This window comes from Geothrix oryzae (assembly GCF_030295385.1).
GTDB lineage: Bacteria > Acidobacteriota > Holophagae > Holophagales > Holophagaceae > Geothrix > Geothrix oryzae.
On sequence record NZ_AP027079.1, the window covers coordinates 1,032,185 to 1,051,370 of the forward strand.

A 19,186-nucleotide genomic window follows, 5' to 3' on the forward strand; every position below is an offset into this window, starting at 1 on the left:
GGGGACCGGCGGGTCATCCGGAGGTATGATCCTTTCATCCCCTCGAAGGACCGCCCATGCCGCGTGAAGACGATTCCCTGGCTCTCGATCGCCGCGCCTTCCTGGGGGTGAGCCTGGCTGCGGGGGCGGCGGCGCTCACCGGGGGCGACCTGAAGGCCGCTCCCGCGAAGGGACTGGTCCTTGAGGAGGCCACCGTGGCCGGCCTTCAGGCGGGCCTGGCCGCGGGTCACTGGACGGCGGCGGACCTGGTGCGGAAATACCAGGCCCGCATCCGGGCGCTGGATCAGGCGGGTCCGAAGCTGAATGCGGTGATCGAGCTGAACCCGGAGGCCCTGGCGCTCGCCAGGGCCCTGGATGGGGAACGGAAGGCCGGCAGGCTCCGCGGCCCGTTGCATGGCATTCCCGTGCTCCTCAAGGACAACATCGACACGGCGGACGGCATGAAGACCACGGCCGGATCGCTGGCGCTGGCCGAGGCCCCCGCGCCCAGGGAGGACGCCTTTCTCGTGCGGAAGCTGCGCGAGGCCGGGGCCGTGGTCCTGGGGAAGACGAACCTCAGCGAGTGGGCGAATTTCCGGTCCACCCGCAGCAGCAGCGGCTGGAGCGGACGCGGGGGACAGACGCGCAACCCCTATGCTCTGGACCGCAGCCCCAGCGGCTCCAGCTCCGGGTCCGGCGCCGCCGCGGCGGCCAGCCTCTGCGTCGTGGCCGTGGGCACGGAAACGGACGGTTCCGTGGTGAGCCCCGCCAACGCCAGCGGCGTGGTGGGCCTGAAACCCACGGTGGGCCTGGTGAGCCGGAGCGGCATCATCCCCATCTCACACACCCAGGATACGGCCGGCCCCATGACGCGCACGGTGCGTGACGCGGCGGTCCTGCTGAATGTCCTGGCCGGCAGCGACCCCCGGGACGCCGCCACCCGCGAAGCGGACGCGCGGCGGGAGGCCGACTACACCCCCTTCCTCGTGGCGGAGGGCCTGAAGGGTGCGCGCCTCGGCGTGGTGAAGAACCTCCTGGGCGTCCATGCCCATGTGGACGCCGTGATCCGGCCCGCCCTGGAGGTGCTCACGGCGCAGGGCGCCACCCTGGTGGAAGTCGAGTTGAAGTCCTCGGCCTATGACGATGCGGAATTCGAGGTGCTGCTCTACGAGTTCAAGGCGGGCCTGGAGGCCTACCTGGCCGGGAGGGGCGGTGCCGTGAGGAGCCTCGAGGCGCTCATGGCCTTCGATGAGCGGGAGAAGGGGCGGGAGATGCCCTTCTTCGGCCAGGAGATCCTGAAGCTGGCTCAGGCCAAGGGGCCCCCGACGGACCCCGCCTACATCAAAGCCCTGGAGACATGCGCCCAGGCAAGGCGGGACATCACCAGCCTGCTGGAGAAACACCGACTGCAGGCCCTGGTGGGGCCCACCGGAGGCCCGGCCTGGCTCATCGACCACCTGAACGGCGACAGCTCCAGCCTCAGCTTCTCCAGTCCGGCGGCCGTGGCAGGCTGCCCCCATATCACGGTTCCCGCCGGGTACGCCTTCGGGATGCCGCTGGGCCTCTCGTTCGTGGGCGGGCCCTGGCAGGAGGGCCCGCTACTGAAGCTGGCCTTCGGCTTCGAGCAGGCCACGCGCGCCCGGCGCCCGCCCCGTTTCCCGGCCTCCTGCGCCGTCCCTCGTTGACAGTCCCCGGGGTGCGGCGCACCCTGACTCACCCCTCACCAAGGAGAATCGATGAAACACATGCTGCTAGCCCTCTTCCTGGCTGCCTCCGTGGTGGCCACCGCCCAGGACGCCAAGCCCGCCGCGCCCAAGACCACCGCCGAAAAGAAGGCCGAAAAGAAAGCTGAGAAGCAGGCCAAGAAGGCCGAGGCTGCGAAGGCTGCCGCCGCGACCCCCACCGCCCCCGCCAAGCCTGCTCCAGCTGCAGCTGCGGCGAAACCCGCTCCGGCCCCCGCCGCGGTCCCGGCCCCCGCGCCTGCCAAACCCGCGCCCGCCGCGGCGGCCAAGGCTGCTCCAGCCAAGGCCGTGGCCGCCTCGACAGCCATCATCGCCAACAAGGACTCCAAGACCTACCACCGGGCCGACTGCAAGGTCGCCGCGAAGATGAAGGATGCCAACCGGACCTCCTTCGCCTCGGCGGCCGAGGCCGACAAGGCCGGCTACAAGGCCTGCAAGGTGTGCAAGCCCTGAGGAGCGATCTTCCGTCTTCAGTCTCTAGTCTTCAGTGGAGGTTCCGATGAAGCTTCTTCTTCCCGTGATGCTGGGTGCCACGCTGGCGCTCTCTGCGCAGATTCCCACCAAGGACGACCTCAAAAAACAGGCGGATGCGACCGTCGACAAGGGGAAGGCCAAGGCGGATGAAAAAGCCGATCAGTCCAAGGCCAAGGCCGACAAGAAGGCCTCGGATGCCAAAGCCAAGGTCGACGCCAAGGCCGGGGCCGTCCCGGTGGCCGGCGACCAGGTGAAGGCGGCCACCGCCAAGGGCGAAGGCGCCGCCAAGGCCGGCACGGACAAAGCCAAGGGCAAGACCCGGAAGGGCGCCGAAAAGGGCGCGACCAAGGCCAAGGCCGTGACGGAGAAGGCCGCCAAGTAAGGCCTTACCCAGCACCGGAAAAGGGCGCTCGAAGGCGCCCTTTTCCGGTGCTGGGACCTCTCCCTACTTCTTCGGGAACTGCCGGTCGTAGGCTTCCTGCGCGTACTCGCTGGGGGGCACGCCGAAGCGGCGCTTGAAGGCGCGGGTGAAGGCGCTGGCGTCGTAGAAGCCGAGGATCTTCGCCACATCGCTGGGGCGCTCGCCGTTGGCCAGCAGGGTGACGGCGCGCTGCAGGCGGCGCTCGATGAGGTACTGGTGGGGCGTGGTGCTGGTGGCCTCGCGGAAGAGGCGGATGAAGTGGTCCGGCGTGCAGCGGGCCATGGTGGCCAGCTCGGGCACGCTGTTCTTCGCGCCGATGTGGACCTCCATGTGGTCCAGCACCAGCTGCAGGGTCGAACGGTTCAGGCGGTAGGGGAAGCGGCCCCGGTCCTCCTTTTCCGTCAGGCGCGAAAGCTCGGCACCCAGCAGGATGAGGAACAGCTCGCGGGTCATGAGCTGCACGCCGTCGGGATTGGCCAGTTCCTGCGTGAAGATGCTGAACAGCTGCTTGAGGCTGAGGCTCCGCAGCACGGCGAAGCTGGACTCCTGCCATTTCCGCGGCGGGTTCTGCAGCGAGGAGAGCAGGGGCTCCGGGAATGGACCTTCCAGGAACAGGGCCGTGAAGCCGAAAGGCGCGTTGGCGTGGTGGCGCTTCAGCGTGTGACCGAACCCGGGCAGCAGGAGGGCCAGGTCGCCGGAGCGGATCACGCCCTCTTCGCGGTCCTCGCTGGTGCAGACGCGCACCGCGTGGGTGGGCTGCAGCAGCGTCCAGGCTTCCCGCGCCGGGAGCAGCTTGGCGGGCACCGGGTCGCGCTTGAGGACGGCCAGTCTAAGGGGGCCGCTGGTGTAGGTCTGAAGGTTTTTGGTTTCAGTTTCGCTCATGGCTCAGGAATAAAAAGACATGCCCACCGGGGCGTCCCAGGAAGGATGACAGGAAAAGATTTTGTTGGGCATGGAATTTTCACAAGGCTCTGCCAAGGGCCTTTTCCAGGCCCCGAGGGTCGATCCCCATCTGGCTCAGGCCTTGATTCAGGCCTTGGCGAAGGCCGCTTCCAGGCTCCGGAACACGCCCAGGCCACCGGTGGGGCCCAGCTTGGGATCCACGGCCCGCTCGGGGTGGGGCATCATGCCCAGCACATTCCCGCGGACATTCACGATGCCGGCGATGCCGTTCATGGCGCCGTTGGGCACATGGGTCTCGCCGATCTCGCCCTGGGCCGAGCAGTATCGGAAGGCGACGCCGCCCCGGGCCTCCAGGTCCGCCAGATCCGCGGGATCCAGGGTGAAGTTGCCCTCGGCATGGGCGATGGGCACGCGGAAGACCTCGCCGGCCCTCATGGCGCGGGTGAAGGGCAGGTCGGCCCGTTCCACCCGCAGGTGCACATCCGCATGGATGAACCGCAGGGATTCGTTGCGCAGCAGGGCGCCGGGCAGCAGCTGGGCCTCGCAGAGGATCTGGAAGCCGTTGCACACGCCCAGCACCAGGCCGCCGTTGTCCGCGTGGCGCTTCACATCCGCCATGATGGGCGCCAGGGCGGCGATGGCGCCGCAGCGCAGGTAGTCGCCGTAGCTGAAGCCCCCAGGCACGAAGACCAGCTCGGTGTTCTCCGGCAGCCGGGTCTCCTGGTGCCAGACGGGAAGGGTGTCCCAGCCCATGACCGTGCCGCAGGCGTGAAGCGCGTCGTGGTCGCAGTTGGACCCGGGGAAGATCGGGACTGCCACCCGCATCAGACCACCTCGATGGAGGCTTTCTCCATCACCGGGTTGACCAGCAGCTTGTCGCACATGGCCAGGGCCTTGGCCTTCACCTCGGCGGGATCCGTGCCCGGAATCTCCATCTCGATGAGGCGGCCGATGCGCACATGCTCCACCGCGAAGCCGAAGCCATGCAGGCCCTGCTCCACCGCCTTGCCCTGGGGATCCAGGATTCCGGGCTTCAACTGCACCGACACGCGAACCTTCATGGCCCCTCCGCAGACACCAGTGTACCTGAGCGATCGCGGCCCCGGCAGGGTGGGTGGAAAGGAACCTCCGCGACGGGCAGGGAGGCGGGCTTCAGCCCTTTTTCCGGGCCTTTGGGGTGGGCGGGGCGGCTCTTCCGACGGCTGGTGAAGCCGTGGTGCCCCGCCTGGAGCGTCGGGGCGTCGAAGGCTCACCGCTCCACCGATGGGCCTCGAGGTCGAGGTTGCCTTGGTCATCGACCTCAATGCCTTCGTCGCGCAGGCGCCCGATCTGCTCGAAGGCCCCCCACCAGCGGCCCCGGCTGGGGACATAGCCCCGGGTGTTCACCACGCGGTGCCAGGGCAGGTCCGTGTTTTCCGGCAGGCCCGACAGCACCATGCCCACCTGGCGCGGGCGCTGGGGGAAACCCGCCAGCAGCGCCACCTGGCCGTAGGAGGCGAGGTGGCCTTCTGGGATCTGCGCCACCACGGCCAGGACCGCGGCGCGGAAATCCCGCGTCGGCGCGGGCGGCTCGAGACGCTTTGCGGGCTTCGGCCTCGGCATCCGGCTAGGCCTGCACGCCCGGCCGCTGATCCACGGGCACGCGGGAGCGGAAGCCGCCTTCATAGCTGTGCCAGTGGTCGAGGGCTTCCTCGGGGTAGGCCCAGCACCAGTAGCCATCGCCGGAATCGAAATCCACCAGCCAGAGGCCCTTCACTTCGGCCTCGAGGTCCTGCATGCTCTGCTGCCAGCTTTGCACGAGGACCTGGAGCCGCTCGCGCAGGGCCTCGGATCGCGCCTCGTCCTTGGCGTCCTCCGCCTGGCTCAACTCCTCGGCCAGACTCGCAGCCAGTGTGTAGACAGGTTCTGTGGTGGCCTTCACCTGGGGCATCAGGGCCCGCGCTTCGTCCAAGGTGAAAATGCGGCCCATGGCGCCTCCGTTGCTCCATGATAAACCCATGCGGTTCGTGCCCCTGATTTCGTCCAGCCTTGATCCCGCGCGCTGGGTTCCCATGGGGCCGCTGGCCCTGGATTGGGACGGCGCCCTCCATGCGGGGTGGGGCCCGGCCGTGCGCCGGGGCGCCGCCGTGCATGTCGTGCACCTGCCGGGCCGGTCCCCGGTGGAGGAGGCCCTCGAGGTGCTGCGCCACGGCCTGGGCCCGGATTTCCTCGCCATTCCCGTGAGCCGGCCGGAGACCCGCGAGGCGGGCTTCCGGATCCTCGGCCACCTGGAATCCCTTCTGGAGGCCACCTCGGGGCGGGGACCGAAGCTGGCCCTGAAGATCGAGGCGGGCGCCGAGGCCGCGCTGGTGGACCTGCTGCGGCAGGCCCGGGCCGAGGCGGTGGGTTTCTGCTGGCACCCGGGCACCGCGGATGCCGAGCTGTTGGCGGACCGCCTCTGGTGCGGCGTCTGCGGGCCCGGTTCGGACCTGCGCCCGCTGCAGCGGCTGGGCTACCGCTGGGACATGGCCCTGCCTGCCACGGATCCCGAGGTCTTCCAGGCCCAGGCGGCGGTGCTGGAGGCGGTCCATCCGCCCGTGCTGTTCCCCGCGGAGATGCCCGCCACGGCCCTGGGCCGGCCCGTGGTGCCGGATGACAGCGTGGTGTTCGGCAGACACCTCATGCCGGGGCTGGATGGCGATGGTGATGACGTGGGGGGTCATTCATGACGCAGACCCTGCTGGTCATCGCCGGGGAGGACTCCGGCGATCTGCACGGTGCGGAGCTGCTCCGCGAATTGAAGGCCCGGCGCCCGGATCTGCGGATCATCGGCGTGGGCGGCCCGCGCATGACCCCCTTACTGGACCGCAAGCTGGCGGATGTGAAGGACCTGGCTGTGGTGGGTTTCGTGGAGGTGATCAAGCACCTGCCGCGCCTGAACCGGCTCTTCAAGCAGATCCTGGCTGCCGCGGCGGAAGAGGCCATCGCCGGGGCGCTGCTCATCGACTACCCCGGCTTCAACCTGCGGCTGGCCAAGGCCCTGCGCAAGCAGCTGCCCAGCGTGAAGCTGCATCAGTATGTGTGCCCCCAGGTGTGGGCCTGGAAGAAGGGCCGCATCCCGGAACTGGGCCACACCCTGGATACGCTCTACTGCCTCTTCGATTTCGAGCCGGAGCTGTTCCGGGGCTACTCGGTGGAGGCCCGCTTCGTGGGGCATCCCCTGGTGGAGGTGGTGAAGCCCGAGTGCGACCGCGCCACCTTCTTTTCGGAAGCGGGCCTGGACCCGGCCCGACCCCTCGTGGCGTTGTTGCCGGGCAGCCGCACGGGCGAGATCCAGCATCTGCTGCCGCCCATGGCTGAGCTGGCGGAGCAGTGGCGGACCACCCGGCCCGAAGTGCAGTGGGTGCTCCCCGTGGCCCCCACCCTGGATCCGGCCTTCGTGCGCGCCCACCTGAAGGGCGCCCCCGTGACGCTGGTGGAAGGCCGTACTTATGCGGCCCGGGCCCATGCCCAGGCGGCCCTGGTGGCCTCGGGCACCGCCACCCTGGAGACCGCCCTCCTGGGCACCCCCTTCGCCATCGTCTACAAGCTGAACGCGCTTACCTACCAGATGGCCAAGCGCATCGTGAGGGTCCCCCACTTCGGCTTGGCCAATGTGGTGGCGCGGCGCGAGGTGGCGCCGGAACTGCTGCAGGACGAGGTCAACCCCGAGCGGCTGGGTCGGGAGCTGGCCCGGCTGCTGGAGCCCGAGACGGCCCGGCGCCTTCGCGCCGAGCTGGGGGAAGTGCGGGGGCATCTCGGCGAGCCCGGCGCCGCGGGCCGCGTGGCCGAGGACCTGTTGGGGAAGCTCTGAGGCGAATCGGTTCCAAGGCCGAGTTCCGCCCGGCCGAACCTCGCTCCCCCTTGGCGGCATCTGATGAGCGGAGGTGCCCATGATTCCTTCCCTGCTGCTGATGCCTGCCTTGCTGCTTCAGGTCCCGGCCCCCCTCCCCGTGGTGGAGGCCAAGGACCTTCCCACGGCCCCGCGGGGGCCCATGACGCCCCAGGTGCCGGATGCCGGGGCCGACTCCGGCCTCATGGGCGAGGCCCGCCGGTCCGCGCGCCGGGGGCCTTCCCTCTCCGCCCTCCAGCTTCCGGCGGGCAGCGTCCGTGTGAAGGACAAGATTCCGGATGTCAGCGGATGGCGGGCCTACGCCATCGAGGTGCCCGCGGGCGGGAAGGTGAAGGTCCATGTGGTGGAGGGCCGGAAGGCCTGGTTCCGGGTCCTGGCCGTCAATGCGTGGGGCCGCGACGAACAGGGCCTGCTCCAGAACCGGATCCATTCCGGCGAGCCCCAGGCCACCTACCAGAACCCCAGCCGGGAGACCCGCACCCTCTACTTCATCGTGGACACCCTGGACGCGAACATGAGCGGCGAGGCCTTCGAGATCGAAGTCACCCGGGGCTGACCGCGGGCCGGCCCGCGGACGCAGGGTTGACCGGTCCTGGACGACCGGACAGAGTCTAGGGAGCTTTTCCTTCGGCCGCCCGGCAGGACTTCCCGTGGAGCCATCTGGTGCGGTCGGTTTGTCCGCCGCAGGCGCCGTTCTGGCGCAGACGGCTCTTCGGATGCCCGGGCGCCCCTGCGCCCAGGTCCGCTTCGATCAGGGTGGAACCATGGAAATCAAGGTGCGGCGGATGCTGAGGGTGCTCATGCCGCTGGTCTGCACGGGCATCAGCCTCCAGGCCGGGGAATGGGAACTGGGCGGTTCATTCGCCATCGGGCAGGAATCGAAGGGGACCATCAGCAGCAACGGCAACTTCCCCGTGATGCCCTACACGGTGGTCACCAGCCGGTTCACGGGCCTGTGGTACCAGGGCGGCGTGCATGTGGGCTACCAGGTGGCCCGCCGGGGCCTTTGGGGACTGTGGCTCCAGGGCCAGTATTCGGAAGGGTTGTCCCATCCGTCGCTCTACCATTCCGGCGAGAACTACGCGGTCGGTTCCACCCTTCGGGAGACCTACAACGGCTCGGCGGACTACAAGTCCACGCTGCTGGGCGTGACCGTGACCCGGCAGCTGCCCGTCGGTGAGGTCGGCCTGAGCCTGGGATCACGCTCCCACGACATGAGCATTTCGGGGCGGCGCCAGACCCAGGTCAACGGCACCTTCACCTACGACCAGTACTCCGTTAGCCACAACTACCGGGACATGCTCGTCGCCGTCAGCTACACGCTCACCCAGGACCAGGGAGGCTTCCGGTCCTTCCAGAAGATCTCCCTGGGCACGGGCTTCGGCTCGTCGATCCCCGCCGTGAATCCGGGGCCGAACGACTGGCGGATGAGCGAGGCCTACCTGGCGCAGATCCGGCCGAGCCGGGATGTGCGGATCACGCTGGGCGTGCGGCTCTAAGGCGCCCCAGATCCCGTCGTGGTGTCGGGGACTCCCGGAAGCTTCTGGAGGCGCAGCGGCAAGGCATCCCGGAAGGCCCTCTTCAGGGCCGCCGGGGCGCCGTGCCAGGCCTTCTGGGCGGCGGTACGGGTGGGGAAGACGCCGTAGCAGGCCTGCCACCAGCGGAAGCCGTCCGGGCGGACATAGGGCAGCACGATGACCTCCGGCGCCTTGGGGCCGGCGGCCCGGGCCACCTGCTTGAGGCCCGGTGCATGGCCGGAGACCACGAGCCGGAGGGTCCAGGAACCTGCAGGCGCGGCGCTGCGCAGCGCGGCTCCCCGGTGCAGGGCCTCGGGCAGGTCCATGCGGTCCAGCGGCTTGATGGCCTCCTCCGGATCCGCCAGGTCCTTCTCCGTGAGCACCCGGCGGGGCGCCTCCACGCGGACTTCGACGCTGCGGGAGGACCCTCCCATGAGGTTGCTCACGCTCAGGGTGTAGACGGTGGTCTTGTCCGGGACCACGGCGATGCTGGACTGGCCGTCCAGCTCCAGGCCCCCGGGCTCCAGGCGCACCTTGGCGTCCCCCTGGCAGATCCAGCGCAGGTCCACCTGCTCGCCGGGCTTCACCACGGTACGGCTGGCATCGAAGCTGCAAACCGTGGCGGTGGGGGTTTTGGCGATGGCAAGGGCCTGGTGCCCCAGCACCGCCACCTCCACCGTCCGGCTCTGGCCTCCGGCGGCGTTGTTGGCGGTGATGGTGTAGCGCGTGCTCTCCAGGGGCGTAACGGTCACTTCGCTCTTGCCGTCCAGTTCCATACCGCCGGGTTCGAGGCGCACCTTGGCGCTGCCCGCGCATTCCCAGCGCAGCACCACGGGCTCGCCCGGCAGCACGGCCTTGGCGCTGGCGTCGAAGGCGCAGATGCGGGCGGCCTCGCCCAGGGGGAGACCGGGGGTGACGCGCACCTCCGCGTGGCCCAGTTCCGCGCCTCCCGGGGATCCGTCAAAAAGGCGGTAGGTGGTGGTGTACGACGGGCGGAGGGTCACCTGCGAACCGCCCGGCAGGATCATGCCGCCCGGTTCCAGGCGCACCCGGGGCACCTGGCAGGTCCAGCGGAGGAGCACCGACTCGCCCGGGCGGACCTCCCTGGGCTCCACGACGACCGTGCAGGCGGGCGGTGCCTGGACCTGGGCGTAGGCGGCCACGAAGGGCAGGAGGGGGAGCATCGTGTGAGTGTAGCCGCTCAATTTCCCAGGTAGGTGAACCAGAAGCGCACGCCAAGGTACTGGCCGTCATAGCCTTCGGGCAACCGCTGGAGCGGTGCGGCGCGGAGGACGGCCATGCGGGCGCTTTCATCCATGGCGGCGTTGCCGCTGGGCACCTCGATGCGCACCCGGTCGAGGCTGCCGTCCCGGGCGATGCGGAAGTAGATCTGCACGCGGCCCTGGGTGCTCGACACCCGGTTCCAGTTGGAAGTGATGCGGGCCTGGACCTGCTGGAGGTACCAGACGAAGGGGAAGTTGCCATCCACCCCGCCCACGAGGCCCACGCCCCCCTGCACGCCGGCGCTGGGGTTGAGGCCGGGGATGCCGCTGCCGGCGCCGAAGGCCGCGCCGTTCCCCGAACCCACGGCGCCGGCCACGGGATTGGGTGTGGCTGTCTTGCCCTTGGCGGCGGTGGTGCCGGTGCCCTGGCTGGCGGCATCCTTGCTGTCGCCCCGGGCGGCGGACTTGGTGGTCTTCGTGGCGAAGGGGTCGGGGGCCGTGGCGGAAGGCGAGGTGTCGCGGACGGGTGCCACCTCCTCCACGCGCCGCAGGCGCTCGCCGGTCTTGCCGACCTCCATGGCGTCCGACCCGCCGGAAGTGCCGCCCATGGCCGCAGGCAGGTTCACCCAGGTGACCTTGGCCTCCTCGGGCTGGTCCGAAGAGCCGCCCCGAGGCCAGAAGAAGGCCACCCCCACGGCGAGGTGCAGGGCCAGGCTCAGGGCCAGGCCCGATGACCATCCCAGCTCGCCCAGATGGGAGCGGCTGCGGAGGTAGGCCTGGAGGTCCTGGCTCATTTCGCGTCGGCGCCGAGGGAGGCGGGCGGAGCGGCGGGCGCGGCGGCGGTGACGAAGCCCACCTGGGTGAAGCCCGCCTCCCGGATGGCGTCCACCACCTGGATGACGCGGCCGTAGGGCACATTGTGGTCCGCGCGCACCAGCACGGGGCGCTTGCCGCCGCTCTGGGCCCGGGCCTTCAGCTGGTTGGCCAGCACGGGCAGGGCCATGAAGGCCTTGTCGAACTGCAGGCGGCCGTCGAAGGTGACGGACACCGTGAGGGCCTCGCTCTCCAGGTTCCGGCCCGTGCGGCTTTCGGGCAGCTTCACATCCACGCCCGTGGTCATCATGGGCGCCGCGATCATGAAGATGATCAGCAGCACCAGCATCACATCGATGAGGGGCGTCATGTTGATGTCGGCCATGGCGCCGCGCCTGGATCCTGGGGTGAAGGACATGGAACTCCCGGACTGAGGGTTCCAGTCTAGCGCGGCGCGGGTGGGCGAGTCCGGCGGCCGATCTCTAAATGGCCACCGGCGTCACGGCGTACTTCCCCTTCGCATCGCGGCTGACGGTGCCGGCCGGGAAGTCGGGATCATGCTCGAAGATGCAGACGGTGCCCGTGCCTGCGACTTCCTGAAGCAGCTTCTGGCGCTCGTTCACGCAGGTGACGACATCCAGGTCGTAGCCCATGACCCAGGCAGGCTGGATGTGGCGGGCGGTGGGGATGAGGTCGGCCAGGTAGACCAGGCGCTGGCCGCCGCCCTCGATCACCACATTCTGCAGGCCCTCGATGTGGCCGGGGGCGGGGCGCACGGAGATGCCGGGGAGGAGCTCGGTCGTGCCGTCCACGGTGTCGAGGAGGCCCGCGGCCTCCAGGGGCTCCCAGTTCTGTGGCAGGTAGCTGGCCTTCACCCGCAGGTGGGGGTGCTTCGCGTCGGCGAGATCCTTCGCCTGCACCACATGGCGGGCGTTGGGAAAGCTGGGGACGAGCCCGCCGGCCGCGTCGAAGCGCGTGCTGCCGCCCGCGTGGTCGAAGTGCAGGTGGGTCAGGATGCAGAGGGTGATGTCCGCGGGCTTCACGCCGTGTTTCGCAAGGTTCGCATCCAGCACGCCCCGGCCCTCGAACTTGAAGCGGGCCATGAAGTCGTCGGTCTCCTTGTCGCCGTTGCCGTTGTCCACGAGGATGATGTGCTTCTTCCCATCCACCTCGCCGCGGATCAGCAGGCAGTTGGTGGCCATGAGGATCTGGTTCTCCTCGTCGGCGGGATAGAGCTTGTTCCAGACGACCTTCGGCACCGTGCCGAACATGGCACCGCCGTCCAGCCGGAAGGTGCCGCCGCTGACGATCTGGACATCCCAGGGACCGAACTGCATGGAGACTCCTAGAACGAGAGAACCTTGCGGGCCGCGGCCAGCACCTTGTCGGCGTTGGGGAGGACGGCGCGCTCGAGGATGCGGTTGAAGCCCACGGGAGTGAACTCCGACCCCACCCGCTCGACCGGGGCATCCAGCCAGGGGAAGCACTCGGAGGCGCAGATGGCTGCTAGCTCGCCGCCGAAACCGCCGAAGACCTTGTCTTCGTGGGCGATGAGCACGCGGTGGGTCTTCTTGACGGATCTGATGATGGCCGGTGTGTCCAGGGGGCTGAGGCTGCGGAGGTCGATCACTTCCGCGGACTTGCCCTCCTTCTCCAGCTTGGTGGCGGCCTCCAGGGCGAAGTGGACGGGCGTGCCGTAGGCGAGGATGGTGAGGTCGGTACCTTCGCGGCGGACGCGGGCCTTGCCGAAGGGCACGGCGAAGTCCGGCGGTACCACGGCATGGGCCATCTTGGCGTTGTAGAGGAACTTCGGCTCGAGGTAGAGCGTCGTCCCGCGGCTGCGCATGGCGGTGCGGAGCAGGCCCGCGGCGTCGTCGGCGAAGGCGGGCACCACCACGCGGATGCCGGGCAGGGTGGTGAGCCAGCCCTCGACATTCTGCGAGTGGTAGAGGCCGCCGCCGATGTAGCCGCCGGAGGCCAGGCGGATGGTGATGTTGGGTGAGAACTGGCCGTTGCTGCGCCAGTAGTCGTGGCTGCATTCCACGATCTGCTCCGCCCCGGGCCAGATGTAGTCGGCGAACTCGGCGCCCTCGACCACCACGCGGATCTTGTCGTCGAGGCGCGAGAAGCCGTTGGCCGTGCCGATGATGAAGTCCTCGGCGATGGGGGCGTTGAACACGCGCCTCTCGCCGAACTCCGGCTGCATGCCCTTCGACACATTGAAGATGCCGCCCTTGTCCTTGTTGGCCATGTCCTGGCCCCAGATGAAGGTGTCCGGGTTGTGGCGGAACTCCTCTTTCAGGGTCTGGTTCAGGGCCGCGATCACGCTCAGGGTGTCGCCCGTGGCCTGGTGGGTGCCGTCGGGGTACTGCGCCGAAACCCAGCCTTCGGGAATCACGAAATCGTAGATGCTGGCGGGATCCGGGCTGGGCGCGGCCATGGCCTTGTCGTGGGCGGCCAGGTAGCGGGCCTGGTTCTCGGTCTCGATGGCGACGAGCTCATCTTCGCTGAGGCCCTTGTCCAGGCAGTAGGCGCGGAAGCGGGGCAGGGGATCTTTCGCCTTGGCCTCCGCCAGTTCGGCCTCGTCACGGTAGAGCTCGTGGCGATCCGAGTTGGAGTGGCTGCCGATGCGGACGCACATGGCGTAGACCATCGCGGGGCCGTGGCCGGCGCGGACATGGGCCAGGGCCTCGCCCATGGCGCGCGTGGAGTCGAGGAAATCGAGACCATCGCACTTGATGATCTTCAGGTTCGGGAAGCCGCTGAAGTTGTCGCAGATGTATTCGTTGGCGCTCTGGTCGCGCTTGGGCACGGAGATGCCGTAGCCGTTGTCCTGGATCACGAAGATCACGGGCAGCTTCTCGCGGTCCGCCCCGTTGATGCTCTCGGAGCAATAGCCCTCGGACAGGGAGGACTCGCCCTGGCTGCAGAACACCACGCTGTCGCGGTCGTAGGTCTTCACGGCGCGGGCCAGGCCCACGGCGTGCTGGGTGTGGTTGCCGGTGAGGCTGGACACATTCTGGATGCCGATGGAGGGCTTCGCGAAGTGGTTGCTCATGTGGCGGCCGCCGCTGGCCGGATCGGTGGCCTTGGAGATGCCGTTGAGGATGATTTCCTCGGGCGTGAGGCCCGCGGCGAGGCAGGTCATCAAGTCGCGGTAGTAGGGGAAGAGGAAGTCGCGGCCCGGCCGGAACGCCAGGCCCGCGGCCAGCTGGATGCCGTCGTGACCCGCGCAGGGCGCGTGGTACGACCAGCCGATGGCCTGCTTCAGATAGTTGGGCGCCTTGCCGTCCAGCAGGCGTCCGAGGTGCATCAGTTCGTACCAGTGGCAGAGATCCTCGCGGCTGGGGGCCGTCTGCCCGTCCATCGCGTTCAGGGCCGCTTTCACCAGGGTCGGGGTTTCCAACATCCACCTCCATGGGGCCGGGTTTCACCGGCCGTACCAGAGCCTTTCATCTTCCCATGGACCCGCGGAACGGGCCAGCGCGCAGGTTGCGGGTCATCCCTTGGGACGAATCCAGACCAGCGCGGATCCCTCGCGACAGGCGTCCGTAAAGGCTTTGCCCACGCGCGTCAAAGCAGACTTCAAGGTCATGTCCTTCCCGTCGGGAAGCCAGAGCGTGGCGCCGGTGGGGTGGTGACCGAGCGTCTCGTGAAGCCGCTTCAGCAGCACCTCTGCGCCGGCTTCGTTGGTGTGCGGCATGAGCAGGAGGTACTGGTCGGCGGACAGCTCGATGATGAGATCCTCGCCCCGCAGATGGGCTACGGCCGCGCCCAGGCGCCCCTTGGTGCCCGCGACCATGGGCTGGGACCAGAGGGCGAGGGCCATGGGTTCCTGGCGACGCCGGGCCATGAAGAGCGAGGCCCGCCGCCAGATGTCGAGGTAGTGGCGATTCGGAAGGCCGGACCGGGGGCTCTGGAGCGCGCTGTCCTCCACGATGGCGCTGCTCAGTTCCAGGGCTTCGAGGGCGGACCGGAGCTCCTGCTTCAGGTTTTCGGATTCCAGGGTGCGGGCCATGAGATCGCCCATGGCGCGGATCAGGGCGACCTCGCCGTGGTCGAAGGTGCGGGTCGCGTGATGCTGCACGCACAAGGTTCCCACGGCCTGGTCGCCGATCTTCAGGGCCACGCCGGCATAGGCCCGGATGCCGAGGGCAGTCCAGGCGGGGCTCTTGTGCCATCGGGCTTCGGAGGCCGCATCGCGGATGGTGAGGGGCCGATCCGGATGCGCCATGACCCAGGGGCAGAACCCCTGCTCGGGAGCCTCGAACACGCCGGCCATGGTGGCCCCGTTTCCAACGGCCCACCAGAACACCTCGTAGCCCAGGCCGGTGACCCGCGTGAGCATGGCCCGGTCCACGCCGAGGCGATCCACCAGCAGGGCCAGGCCGTGCTCGAAGAGGTGGACCGGATTGGCCCGGCTGGCATTCAGGAGATCCGCCAGCGCGGCGAGGTGATCTGCTTTGGCGCTGCGTCGCTTGGCCACCTTCGCTGGGCTCACGCTCATCTCCAGTTGTCCCCCCCTAGGGTGCCGGGCTTTTCACGGGGTGCAAGGGCAGGGGGGAACTTACCAGCTGACGACGCGGAGGCTGGGACTGATTTCCTCCTGGAGCAATCCCTCGATGTAGCGCAGGGTGCCGCTGGTGGAAGACGGGCAGGAGCCGCAGGCCCCGTGGTAGCTGATCTGGAGGGTCTGGCCGTCGAAGGAGATCACCTCCAGGCCACCACCATCCCCCGCGAGCCCGGGGCGGATGCGGCTGTCCAGCAGCTGGTTGATGCGCTCCAGGGTCGCGTCGGCATCGCCTCCGGGCTGGGCGGCCACATCGCCGGTGGCGTCCTCCGGCAGCTTGAGATCCTCGATGGCCTCGCAGATGGGATCGATGAGGTCGCTCCACTCCGCCGAGGCCTCTTTGTTCACGGTGACGAAGCGGTCCATGTAGAAGACGGAGGTCACCTTGCCCAGCCCGAAAAGACTGGAACCCAGCGGATCACCCACGGCGGCGCCGAAATCCTTGAAGGACCGGGACCCCGCCTTGAGGATGGCCGGGTGCACCAGGAACTTCAGGGCGTCGGGATTGGGGGTGGGTTCGATGTTGATGACTTTGGGCATGGAGGGCTCCCTATAAAGTTTACCAAATCCGTCAGGAATTTCGAGAGACATACTGGAATCGGAGATCCCATGACACGGACGACGCGGACCAAGGCCCTCCTGAGCTGGTCCAGCGGCAAGGATGCCGCCTGGGCCCTGCATGTCCTCCGGCAGTCGAGCGAGGTGGAGGTGGTGGGGCTGCTCACCACCACCAACGAGGCCTTCGACCGCGTGGCCATGCACGGGGTCCGGGAGGCCCTGCTGGAGGCCCAGGCGGAGGCCGCGGGTCTGCCCTTGTGGAAGGTGCCGCTCCCCTGGCCCTGCTCCAACGAGGCCTATGAGGCCCGCATGGCCCGGGTCTGTGCCCGGGCGGTGGAGGCCGGGGTCGAGGCCATGGCCTTCGGGGACCTGTTCCTGGAGGATGTCCGCGACTACCGCATCCAGAAGCTGGCGGGGACCGGGCTCAGGCCTCTTTTCCCCATCTGGAATCCCGATACGGCCACCGTCGCCGCCGACATGGTGGCCGCCGGGCTGAAGGCCACCCTGGTCTGCGTGGATCCCCGCGCGCTGGGGGCGTCCTTCGCGGGTCGCGACTTTGACACTTCGTTGCTGGCGGATCTCCCCCCGGCGGTGGATCCCTGCGGCGAGCGGGGGGAGTTCCACACCTTCGCCTGGGATGGGCCGATGTTCCGCCACCCGGTGGCCGTCCGGGGAGGTGAAGTGGTGGCGCGCGACGGCTTTGTCTTCGCCGACCTGGTGCCCGCATGACTTCGCCGCGGCCCGAGGGCGCCAACCGGATGGACCCGGGGAAGCCGCTCATCCTGGTGACCGGCGCCACGGGCTACATCGGGGGCCGCCTGGTGCCTCGGCTCCTGGCGGCAGGCCGCCGGATCCGGTGCCTCGCCCGCAATCCCGAGCGGCTGGCGGGTCGTCCCTGGCCGGGTGTGGAGCTGGTCAAGGGCGATGTGTCCGACCCGACATCCCTCGAGGCTGCGCTGCAGGGAGTGTCCCAGGTCTACTACCTGGTCCACGCCATGGCCGAAGACAGCCCCGATTTCCGGGGGCGGGATCTGCGGCAGGCCCTCACCTTCGCGGCCGCCTGCGCGAAGGCCGGGGTGCGCCGGATCATCTATCTCGGAGGTCTGGGGGATCCCGCCCGCCACCGCAGCGATCACTTGGCCAGCCGCCAGGAAGTGGGGGCCGCCCTGGGTTCCTCGGGCGTGCCGGTGCTGGAATTCCGGGCCGCGGTGATCGTGGGCAGCGGCAGCGTCAGCTTCGAGATGATCCGCCACCTGACGGAGCGGCTGCCCATCATGATCACCCCGCGCTGGGTGAACACCCGCTGCCAGCCCATCGGTGTGCGCGATGTGCTGGGCTACCTCACGGAAGCGCTCGAGCACCCTGAGGTGGAGGGCGTCTTCGAGATCGGCGGCCAGGATGTCCTCGACTACCGGCGGATGATGCTGGGCTATGCCGGGATCCGCGGCCTCCGCCGGCTCATCCTCCCCATGCGCGTGCCGCTGCCGATCCTGTCCGCCCTGTGGGTGGACATGGTCACGCCCATCCCCCTGGAGCTGGTCAAACCCCTGATCGAAGGAATGACCACCGAGGTGGTGGTCCGCGATCCCCGGGCCCTGGAGGTTTTCCGGGTGCGACCCATGGCCTACCGCGACGCCCTGGTCCTGGCCCTGCAGCGCCTGGATGAGGATGCGGTGGAGACCACCTGGGCCACGAGCCTCTCCCGCGAGCAGGAGGAGCAGGTCCTCGGCTCCCACGAGGGCATGTTCCTCGAGCGCCATCATCGCCATGTCAAGGCCCCTCCCCGGGCCGTGTTCCAGGCTTTCTGCGCGCTGGGGGGCGAGAACGGCTGGCCTGCGGGCAACTGGCTCTGGCAGGCGCGGGGGTTCCTGGATCGCGCGGTGGGCGGCCTGGGGATGCGCCGGGGACGGCGCCACCCGCGGGACCTCCGCGTGGGCGATCCCGTGGACTTCTGGCGCGTGGAGGCCCTGGAGCCGGAGCGCCTGCTGCGCCTCCGGTCCGAGATGAGGCTGGATGGGCGGGCCTGGCTGCAGTTCACCGTGCGGGTCGAAGGGGACGGCTCCCGGCTGGAGCAGACCGCGTTCTTCGAGCCCCATGGCCTCCTGGGCCTCCTCTACTGGTATTCCGTCCTGCCCTTCCACCTGTTCGTGTTCCCGGGGATGATCCGCGCCCTGAAGCGCCGCGCCGAAGCCGCCATGACACAATCAGGCCCGGGGGCCTGATCATGCATGAAGCGCAACGGGATGCCTGCGTAGCCGCGGCCCGGGCCGGGGGCAAGATCCTGCTCGGCTACTTCCGCCGGCTCGACCCCGCCACCATCACCGAGAAGACCAAGAACGATGTGGTGAGCGCCGCGGATCGCGACGCCGAGGCCGCCATCCGCGCCGAACTGCACGCTCGCTTCCCGGGGTACGGGTTTCTTGGCGAGGAGGGCGGGTTCACCCCGCCCGAGGCGCGGGGAGGCGAAGGGCCGGGCGGTCCCCCCGTGGCGCATCGCTGGATTGTCGATCCCCTGGACGGCACTTTGAATTTCGTGCAGGGCTTCCCCCACTGGTGCGTCTCCGTGGCCCTGTGGGACGCCGACGGCCCCGTGGTGGGCTGCGTGCTGGATCCTCTGCGCGAGGACTGTTTCCTGGCCGCGCGGGGCCAGGGCGCCACCTGGAACGGGAAGCCCATGCGCGTCTCGCAGCAGGCGGGCCTGGACGGAGCCTTCCTGGCCACCGGCTTCGCCTTCCAGCTGGGCGACCGCTGGCCGAGGTTCAACGCGGCGCTGGACCGCGTCTTCCCGAGAGCCAAGGGCATCCGCCGGGCCGGCAGCGCCGCCCTGGACTTGGCCCATGTGGCCTGCGGCATCTTCGACGGCTACTTCGAGTTGGGCCTCAAGCCCTGGGACCTGGCCGCCGGCGCGCTGCTGGTGCAGGAGGCCGGCGGCGTCCTCACCGACTGGGACGGCGGGCAGGGGTGGTTCGAGAGCGGGAACCTGGTGGTGGGGACGCAGGGCGTGCAGCTGGAACTGATCGAGAGCCTCCGAGCCTAGAGAAAAGATTCACCACGAACACACAAAGACAGGAAGAAAGCCTGGGCCGCTTTACTCCGTGCTTTTGTATCTTCGTGG

The 19,186-nt window shown here is 69.1% G+C and carries 22 protein-coding genes; 10 read left to right on the top strand and 12 right to left on the bottom strand.

Going from position 1 to position 19,186, the window contains the following annotated elements:
• The first annotated feature begins 56 nt into the window (after positions 1-56).
• The 3 genes from QUD34_RS04680 to QUD34_RS04690 are packed head-to-tail and all read left to right on the top strand — an operon-like array spanning position 57 to position 2,577.
• Entirely contained in the window at positions 57-1,664 is a 1,608-nt protein-coding gene (locus tag QUD34_RS04680) for an amidase (protein ID WP_286355440.1), read from the top strand.
• Positions 1,665-1,715: 51 nt separating this feature from the next.
• Positions 1,716-2,174, top strand: coding sequence for an Ada metal-binding domain-containing protein (locus tag QUD34_RS04685; RefSeq protein ID WP_286355441.1), 459 nt, complete (start codon positions 1,716-1,718; stop codon positions 2,172-2,174).
• A gap of 46 nt (positions 2,175-2,220) precedes the next feature.
• On the top strand, positions 2,221-2,577 hold the full coding sequence (locus QUD34_RS04690; protein WP_286355442.1) for a hypothetical protein: 357 nt from the start codon (positions 2,221-2,223) through the stop codon (positions 2,575-2,577).
• Positions 2,578-2,640: 63 nt separating this feature from the next.
• Here QUD34_RS04690 and QUD34_RS04695 read toward each other — a convergent pair whose 3' ends face one another.
• The 5 genes from QUD34_RS04695 to QUD34_RS04715 form a co-directional block, all read right to left on the bottom strand.
• Positions 2,641-3,498, bottom strand: a complete 858-nt coding sequence (locus tag QUD34_RS04695; protein ID WP_286355443.1) for an AraC family transcriptional regulator — start codon at positions 3,496-3,498, stop codon at positions 2,641-2,643.
• 147 nt (positions 3,499-3,645) lie between these two features.
• Positions 3,646-4,344: a phosphoribosylformylglycinamidine synthase subunit PurQ gene (purQ, locus tag QUD34_RS04700; RefSeq protein WP_286355444.1), complete on the bottom strand. Its 699-nt coding sequence runs from the start codon at positions 4,342-4,344 to the stop codon at positions 3,646-3,648.
• Positions 4,344-4,580 carry a phosphoribosylformylglycinamidine synthase subunit PurS gene (gene purS, locus QUD34_RS04705; protein ID WP_286355445.1) on the bottom strand — a complete coding sequence of 79 codons (237 nt, stop codon included), beginning with the start codon at positions 4,578-4,580 and terminating at the stop codon, positions 4,344-4,346. The genes purQ and purS overlap by 1 nt, the downstream gene beginning before the upstream one ends.
• A 91-nt stretch (positions 4,581-4,671) precedes the next feature.
• Positions 4,672-5,121: an MGMT family protein gene (locus QUD34_RS04710; RefSeq protein WP_286355446.1), complete on the bottom strand. Its 450-nt coding sequence runs from the start codon at positions 5,119-5,121 to the stop codon at positions 4,672-4,674.
• Positions 5,122-5,125: 4 nt separating this feature from the next.
• Positions 5,126-5,488, bottom strand: coding sequence for a DUF2203 domain-containing protein (locus QUD34_RS04715; protein WP_286355447.1), 363 nt, complete (start codon positions 5,486-5,488; stop codon positions 5,126-5,128).
• A 28-nt stretch (positions 5,489-5,516) separates the two neighbouring features.
• On the opposite strand from QUD34_RS04715, the gene QUD34_RS04720 reads away from it, so the two are divergent.
• From QUD34_RS04720 to QUD34_RS04735, 4 genes are all read left to right on the top strand, one after another.
• Entirely contained in the window at positions 5,517-6,227 is a 711-nt protein-coding gene (locus tag QUD34_RS04720) for a hypothetical protein (RefSeq protein ID WP_286355448.1), read from the top strand.
• On the top strand, positions 6,224-7,351 hold the full coding sequence (gene lpxB, locus QUD34_RS04725) for a lipid-A-disaccharide synthase (RefSeq protein WP_286355449.1): 1,128 nt from the start codon (positions 6,224-6,226) through the stop codon (positions 7,349-7,351). Before QUD34_RS04720 ends, lpxB begins: the two co-directional genes overlap by 4 nt.
• A 79-nt stretch (positions 7,352-7,430) precedes the next feature.
• Positions 7,431-7,946, top strand: coding sequence for a hypothetical protein (locus QUD34_RS04730; RefSeq protein ID WP_286355450.1), 516 nt, complete (start codon positions 7,431-7,433; stop codon positions 7,944-7,946).
• Positions 7,947-8,154: 208 nt separating this feature from the next.
• Positions 8,155-8,889 (top strand): hypothetical protein, encoded by a 735-nt coding sequence (locus QUD34_RS04735; RefSeq protein WP_286355451.1) that lies wholly within the window; start codon positions 8,155-8,157, stop codon positions 8,887-8,889.
• Here QUD34_RS04735 and QUD34_RS04740 read toward each other — a convergent pair.
• The 7 genes from QUD34_RS04740 to QUD34_RS04770 all read right to left on the bottom strand — a co-directional run bounded on the left by QUD34_RS04740 (position 8,886) and on the right by QUD34_RS04770 (position 16,053).
• Positions 8,886-10,112, bottom strand: a complete 1,227-nt coding sequence (locus tag QUD34_RS04740) for a hypothetical protein (RefSeq protein ID WP_286355452.1) — start codon at positions 10,110-10,112, stop codon at positions 8,886-8,888. The genes QUD34_RS04735 and QUD34_RS04740 overlap by 4 nt on opposite strands.
• Positions 10,109-10,924: a cell envelope integrity protein TolA gene (tolA, locus tag QUD34_RS04745; protein WP_286355453.1), complete on the bottom strand. Its 816-nt coding sequence runs from the start codon at positions 10,922-10,924 to the stop codon at positions 10,109-10,111. Before tolA ends, QUD34_RS04740 begins: the two co-directional genes overlap by 4 nt.
• Positions 10,921-11,361 (bottom strand): ExbD/TolR family protein, encoded by a 441-nt coding sequence (locus QUD34_RS04750; protein ID WP_286355454.1) that lies wholly within the window; start codon positions 11,359-11,361, stop codon positions 10,921-10,923. The genes tolA and QUD34_RS04750 overlap by 4 nt, the downstream gene beginning before the upstream one ends.
• Positions 11,362-11,425: 64 nt before the next feature.
• Positions 11,426-12,280, bottom strand: a complete 855-nt coding sequence (locus tag QUD34_RS04755; RefSeq protein ID WP_286355455.1) for an MBL fold metallo-hydrolase — start codon at positions 12,278-12,280, stop codon at positions 11,426-11,428.
• An 8-nt stretch (positions 12,281-12,288) separates the two neighbouring features.
• A complete protein-coding gene (locus QUD34_RS04760) occupies positions 12,289-14,310 on the bottom strand; it encodes an alpha-ketoacid dehydrogenase subunit alpha/beta (protein WP_375380012.1) in 2,022 nt (673 codons plus the stop codon).
• 132 nt (positions 14,311-14,442) lie between these two features.
• On the bottom strand, positions 14,443-15,444 hold the full coding sequence (locus QUD34_RS04765; RefSeq protein WP_286355457.1) for a GAF domain-containing protein: 1,002 nt from the start codon (positions 15,442-15,444) through the stop codon (positions 14,443-14,445).
• A 66-nt stretch (positions 15,445-15,510) separates the two neighbouring features.
• Positions 15,511-16,053 (bottom strand): NifU family protein, encoded by a 543-nt coding sequence (locus QUD34_RS04770; RefSeq protein WP_286355458.1) that lies wholly within the window; start codon positions 16,051-16,053, stop codon positions 15,511-15,513.
• Positions 16,054-16,122: 69 nt separating this feature from the next.
• On the opposite strand from QUD34_RS04770, the gene QUD34_RS04775 reads away from it, so the two are divergent.
• Genes QUD34_RS04775 through QUD34_RS04785 form a run of 3 tightly spaced genes read left to right on the top strand, consistent with a single transcriptional unit; the run spans position 16,123 to position 19,108 of the window.
• On the top strand, positions 16,123-16,800 hold the full coding sequence (locus tag QUD34_RS04775) for a Dph6-related ATP pyrophosphatase (protein ID WP_286355459.1): 678 nt from the start codon (positions 16,123-16,125) through the stop codon (positions 16,798-16,800).
• Positions 16,797-18,293, top strand: coding sequence for an SDR family oxidoreductase (locus QUD34_RS04780; RefSeq protein ID WP_286355460.1), 1,497 nt, complete (start codon positions 16,797-16,799; stop codon positions 18,291-18,293). Before QUD34_RS04775 ends, QUD34_RS04780 begins: the two co-directional genes overlap by 4 nt.
• A 2-nt stretch (positions 18,294-18,295) precedes the next feature.
• Positions 18,296-19,108, top strand: a complete 813-nt coding sequence (locus tag QUD34_RS04785) for an inositol monophosphatase family protein (RefSeq protein WP_286355461.1) — start codon at positions 18,296-18,298, stop codon at positions 19,106-19,108.
• Positions 19,109-19,186: the final 78 nt, after the last annotated feature.

What these genes read in the sequence shown, in the direction of transcription:
- QUD34_RS04775 (WP_286355459.1), top strand. Translation starts at nt 16,123, where the DNA reads ATGACACGGACGACGCGGACCAAGGCCCTCCTGAGCTGGTCCAGCGGC.
- QUD34_RS04690 (WP_286355442.1), top strand. Translation starts at nt 2,221, where the DNA reads ATGAAGCTTCTTCTTCCCGTGATGCTGGGTGCCACGCTGGCGCTCTCT.
- QUD34_RS04695 (WP_286355443.1), bottom strand. Translation starts at nt 3,498, where the DNA reads ATGAGCGAAACTGAAACCAAAAACCTTCAGACCTACACCAGCGGCCCC.
- tolA (WP_286355453.1), bottom strand. Translation starts at nt 10,924, where the DNA reads ATGAGCCAGGACCTCCAGGCCTACCTCCGCAGCCGCTCCCATCTGGGC.
- QUD34_RS04720 (WP_286355448.1), top strand. Translation starts at nt 5,517, where the DNA reads ATGCGGTTCGTGCCCCTGATTTCGTCCAGCCTTGATCCCGCGCGCTGG.
- QUD34_RS04770 (WP_286355458.1), bottom strand. Translation starts at nt 16,053, where the DNA reads ATGCCCAAAGTCATCAACATCGAACCCACCCCCAATCCCGACGCCCTG.
- purQ (WP_286355444.1), bottom strand. Translation starts at nt 4,344, where the DNA reads ATGCGGGTGGCAGTCCCGATCTTCCCCGGGTCCAACTGCGACCACGAC.
- QUD34_RS04785 (WP_286355461.1), top strand. Translation starts at nt 18,296, where the DNA reads ATGCATGAAGCGCAACGGGATGCCTGCGTAGCCGCGGCCCGGGCCGGG.
- QUD34_RS04710 (WP_286355446.1), bottom strand. Translation starts at nt 5,121, where the DNA reads ATGCCGAGGCCGAAGCCCGCAAAGCGTCTCGAGCCGCCCGCGCCGACG.
- purS (WP_286355445.1), bottom strand. Translation starts at nt 4,580, where the DNA reads ATGAAGGTTCGCGTGTCGGTGCAGTTGAAGCCCGGAATCCTGGATCCC.
- QUD34_RS04680 (WP_286355440.1), top strand. Translation starts at nt 57, where the DNA reads ATGCCGCGTGAAGACGATTCCCTGGCTCTCGATCGCCGCGCCTTCCTG.
- QUD34_RS04750 (WP_286355454.1), bottom strand. Translation starts at nt 11,361, where the DNA reads ATGTCCTTCACCCCAGGATCCAGGCGCGGCGCCATGGCCGACATCAAC.
- lpxB (WP_286355449.1), top strand. Translation starts at nt 6,224, where the DNA reads ATGACGCAGACCCTGCTGGTCATCGCCGGGGAGGACTCCGGCGATCTG.
- QUD34_RS04730 (WP_286355450.1), top strand. Translation starts at nt 7,431, where the DNA reads ATGATTCCTTCCCTGCTGCTGATGCCTGCCTTGCTGCTTCAGGTCCCG.
- QUD34_RS04755 (WP_286355455.1), bottom strand. Translation starts at nt 12,280, where the DNA reads ATGCAGTTCGGTCCCTGGGATGTCCAGATCGTCAGCGGCGGCACCTTC.
- QUD34_RS04760 (WP_375380012.1), bottom strand. Translation starts at nt 14,310, where the DNA reads ATGGACGGGCAGACGGCCCCCAGCCGCGAGGATCTCTGCCACTGGTAC.
- QUD34_RS04780 (WP_286355460.1), top strand. Translation starts at nt 16,797, where the DNA reads ATGACTTCGCCGCGGCCCGAGGGCGCCAACCGGATGGACCCGGGGAAG.
- QUD34_RS04685 (WP_286355441.1), top strand. Translation starts at nt 1,716, where the DNA reads ATGAAACACATGCTGCTAGCCCTCTTCCTGGCTGCCTCCGTGGTGGCC.
- QUD34_RS04735 (WP_286355451.1), top strand. Translation starts at nt 8,155, where the DNA reads ATGGAAATCAAGGTGCGGCGGATGCTGAGGGTGCTCATGCCGCTGGTC.
- QUD34_RS04715 (WP_286355447.1), bottom strand. Translation starts at nt 5,488, where the DNA reads ATGGGCCGCATTTTCACCTTGGACGAAGCGCGGGCCCTGATGCCCCAG.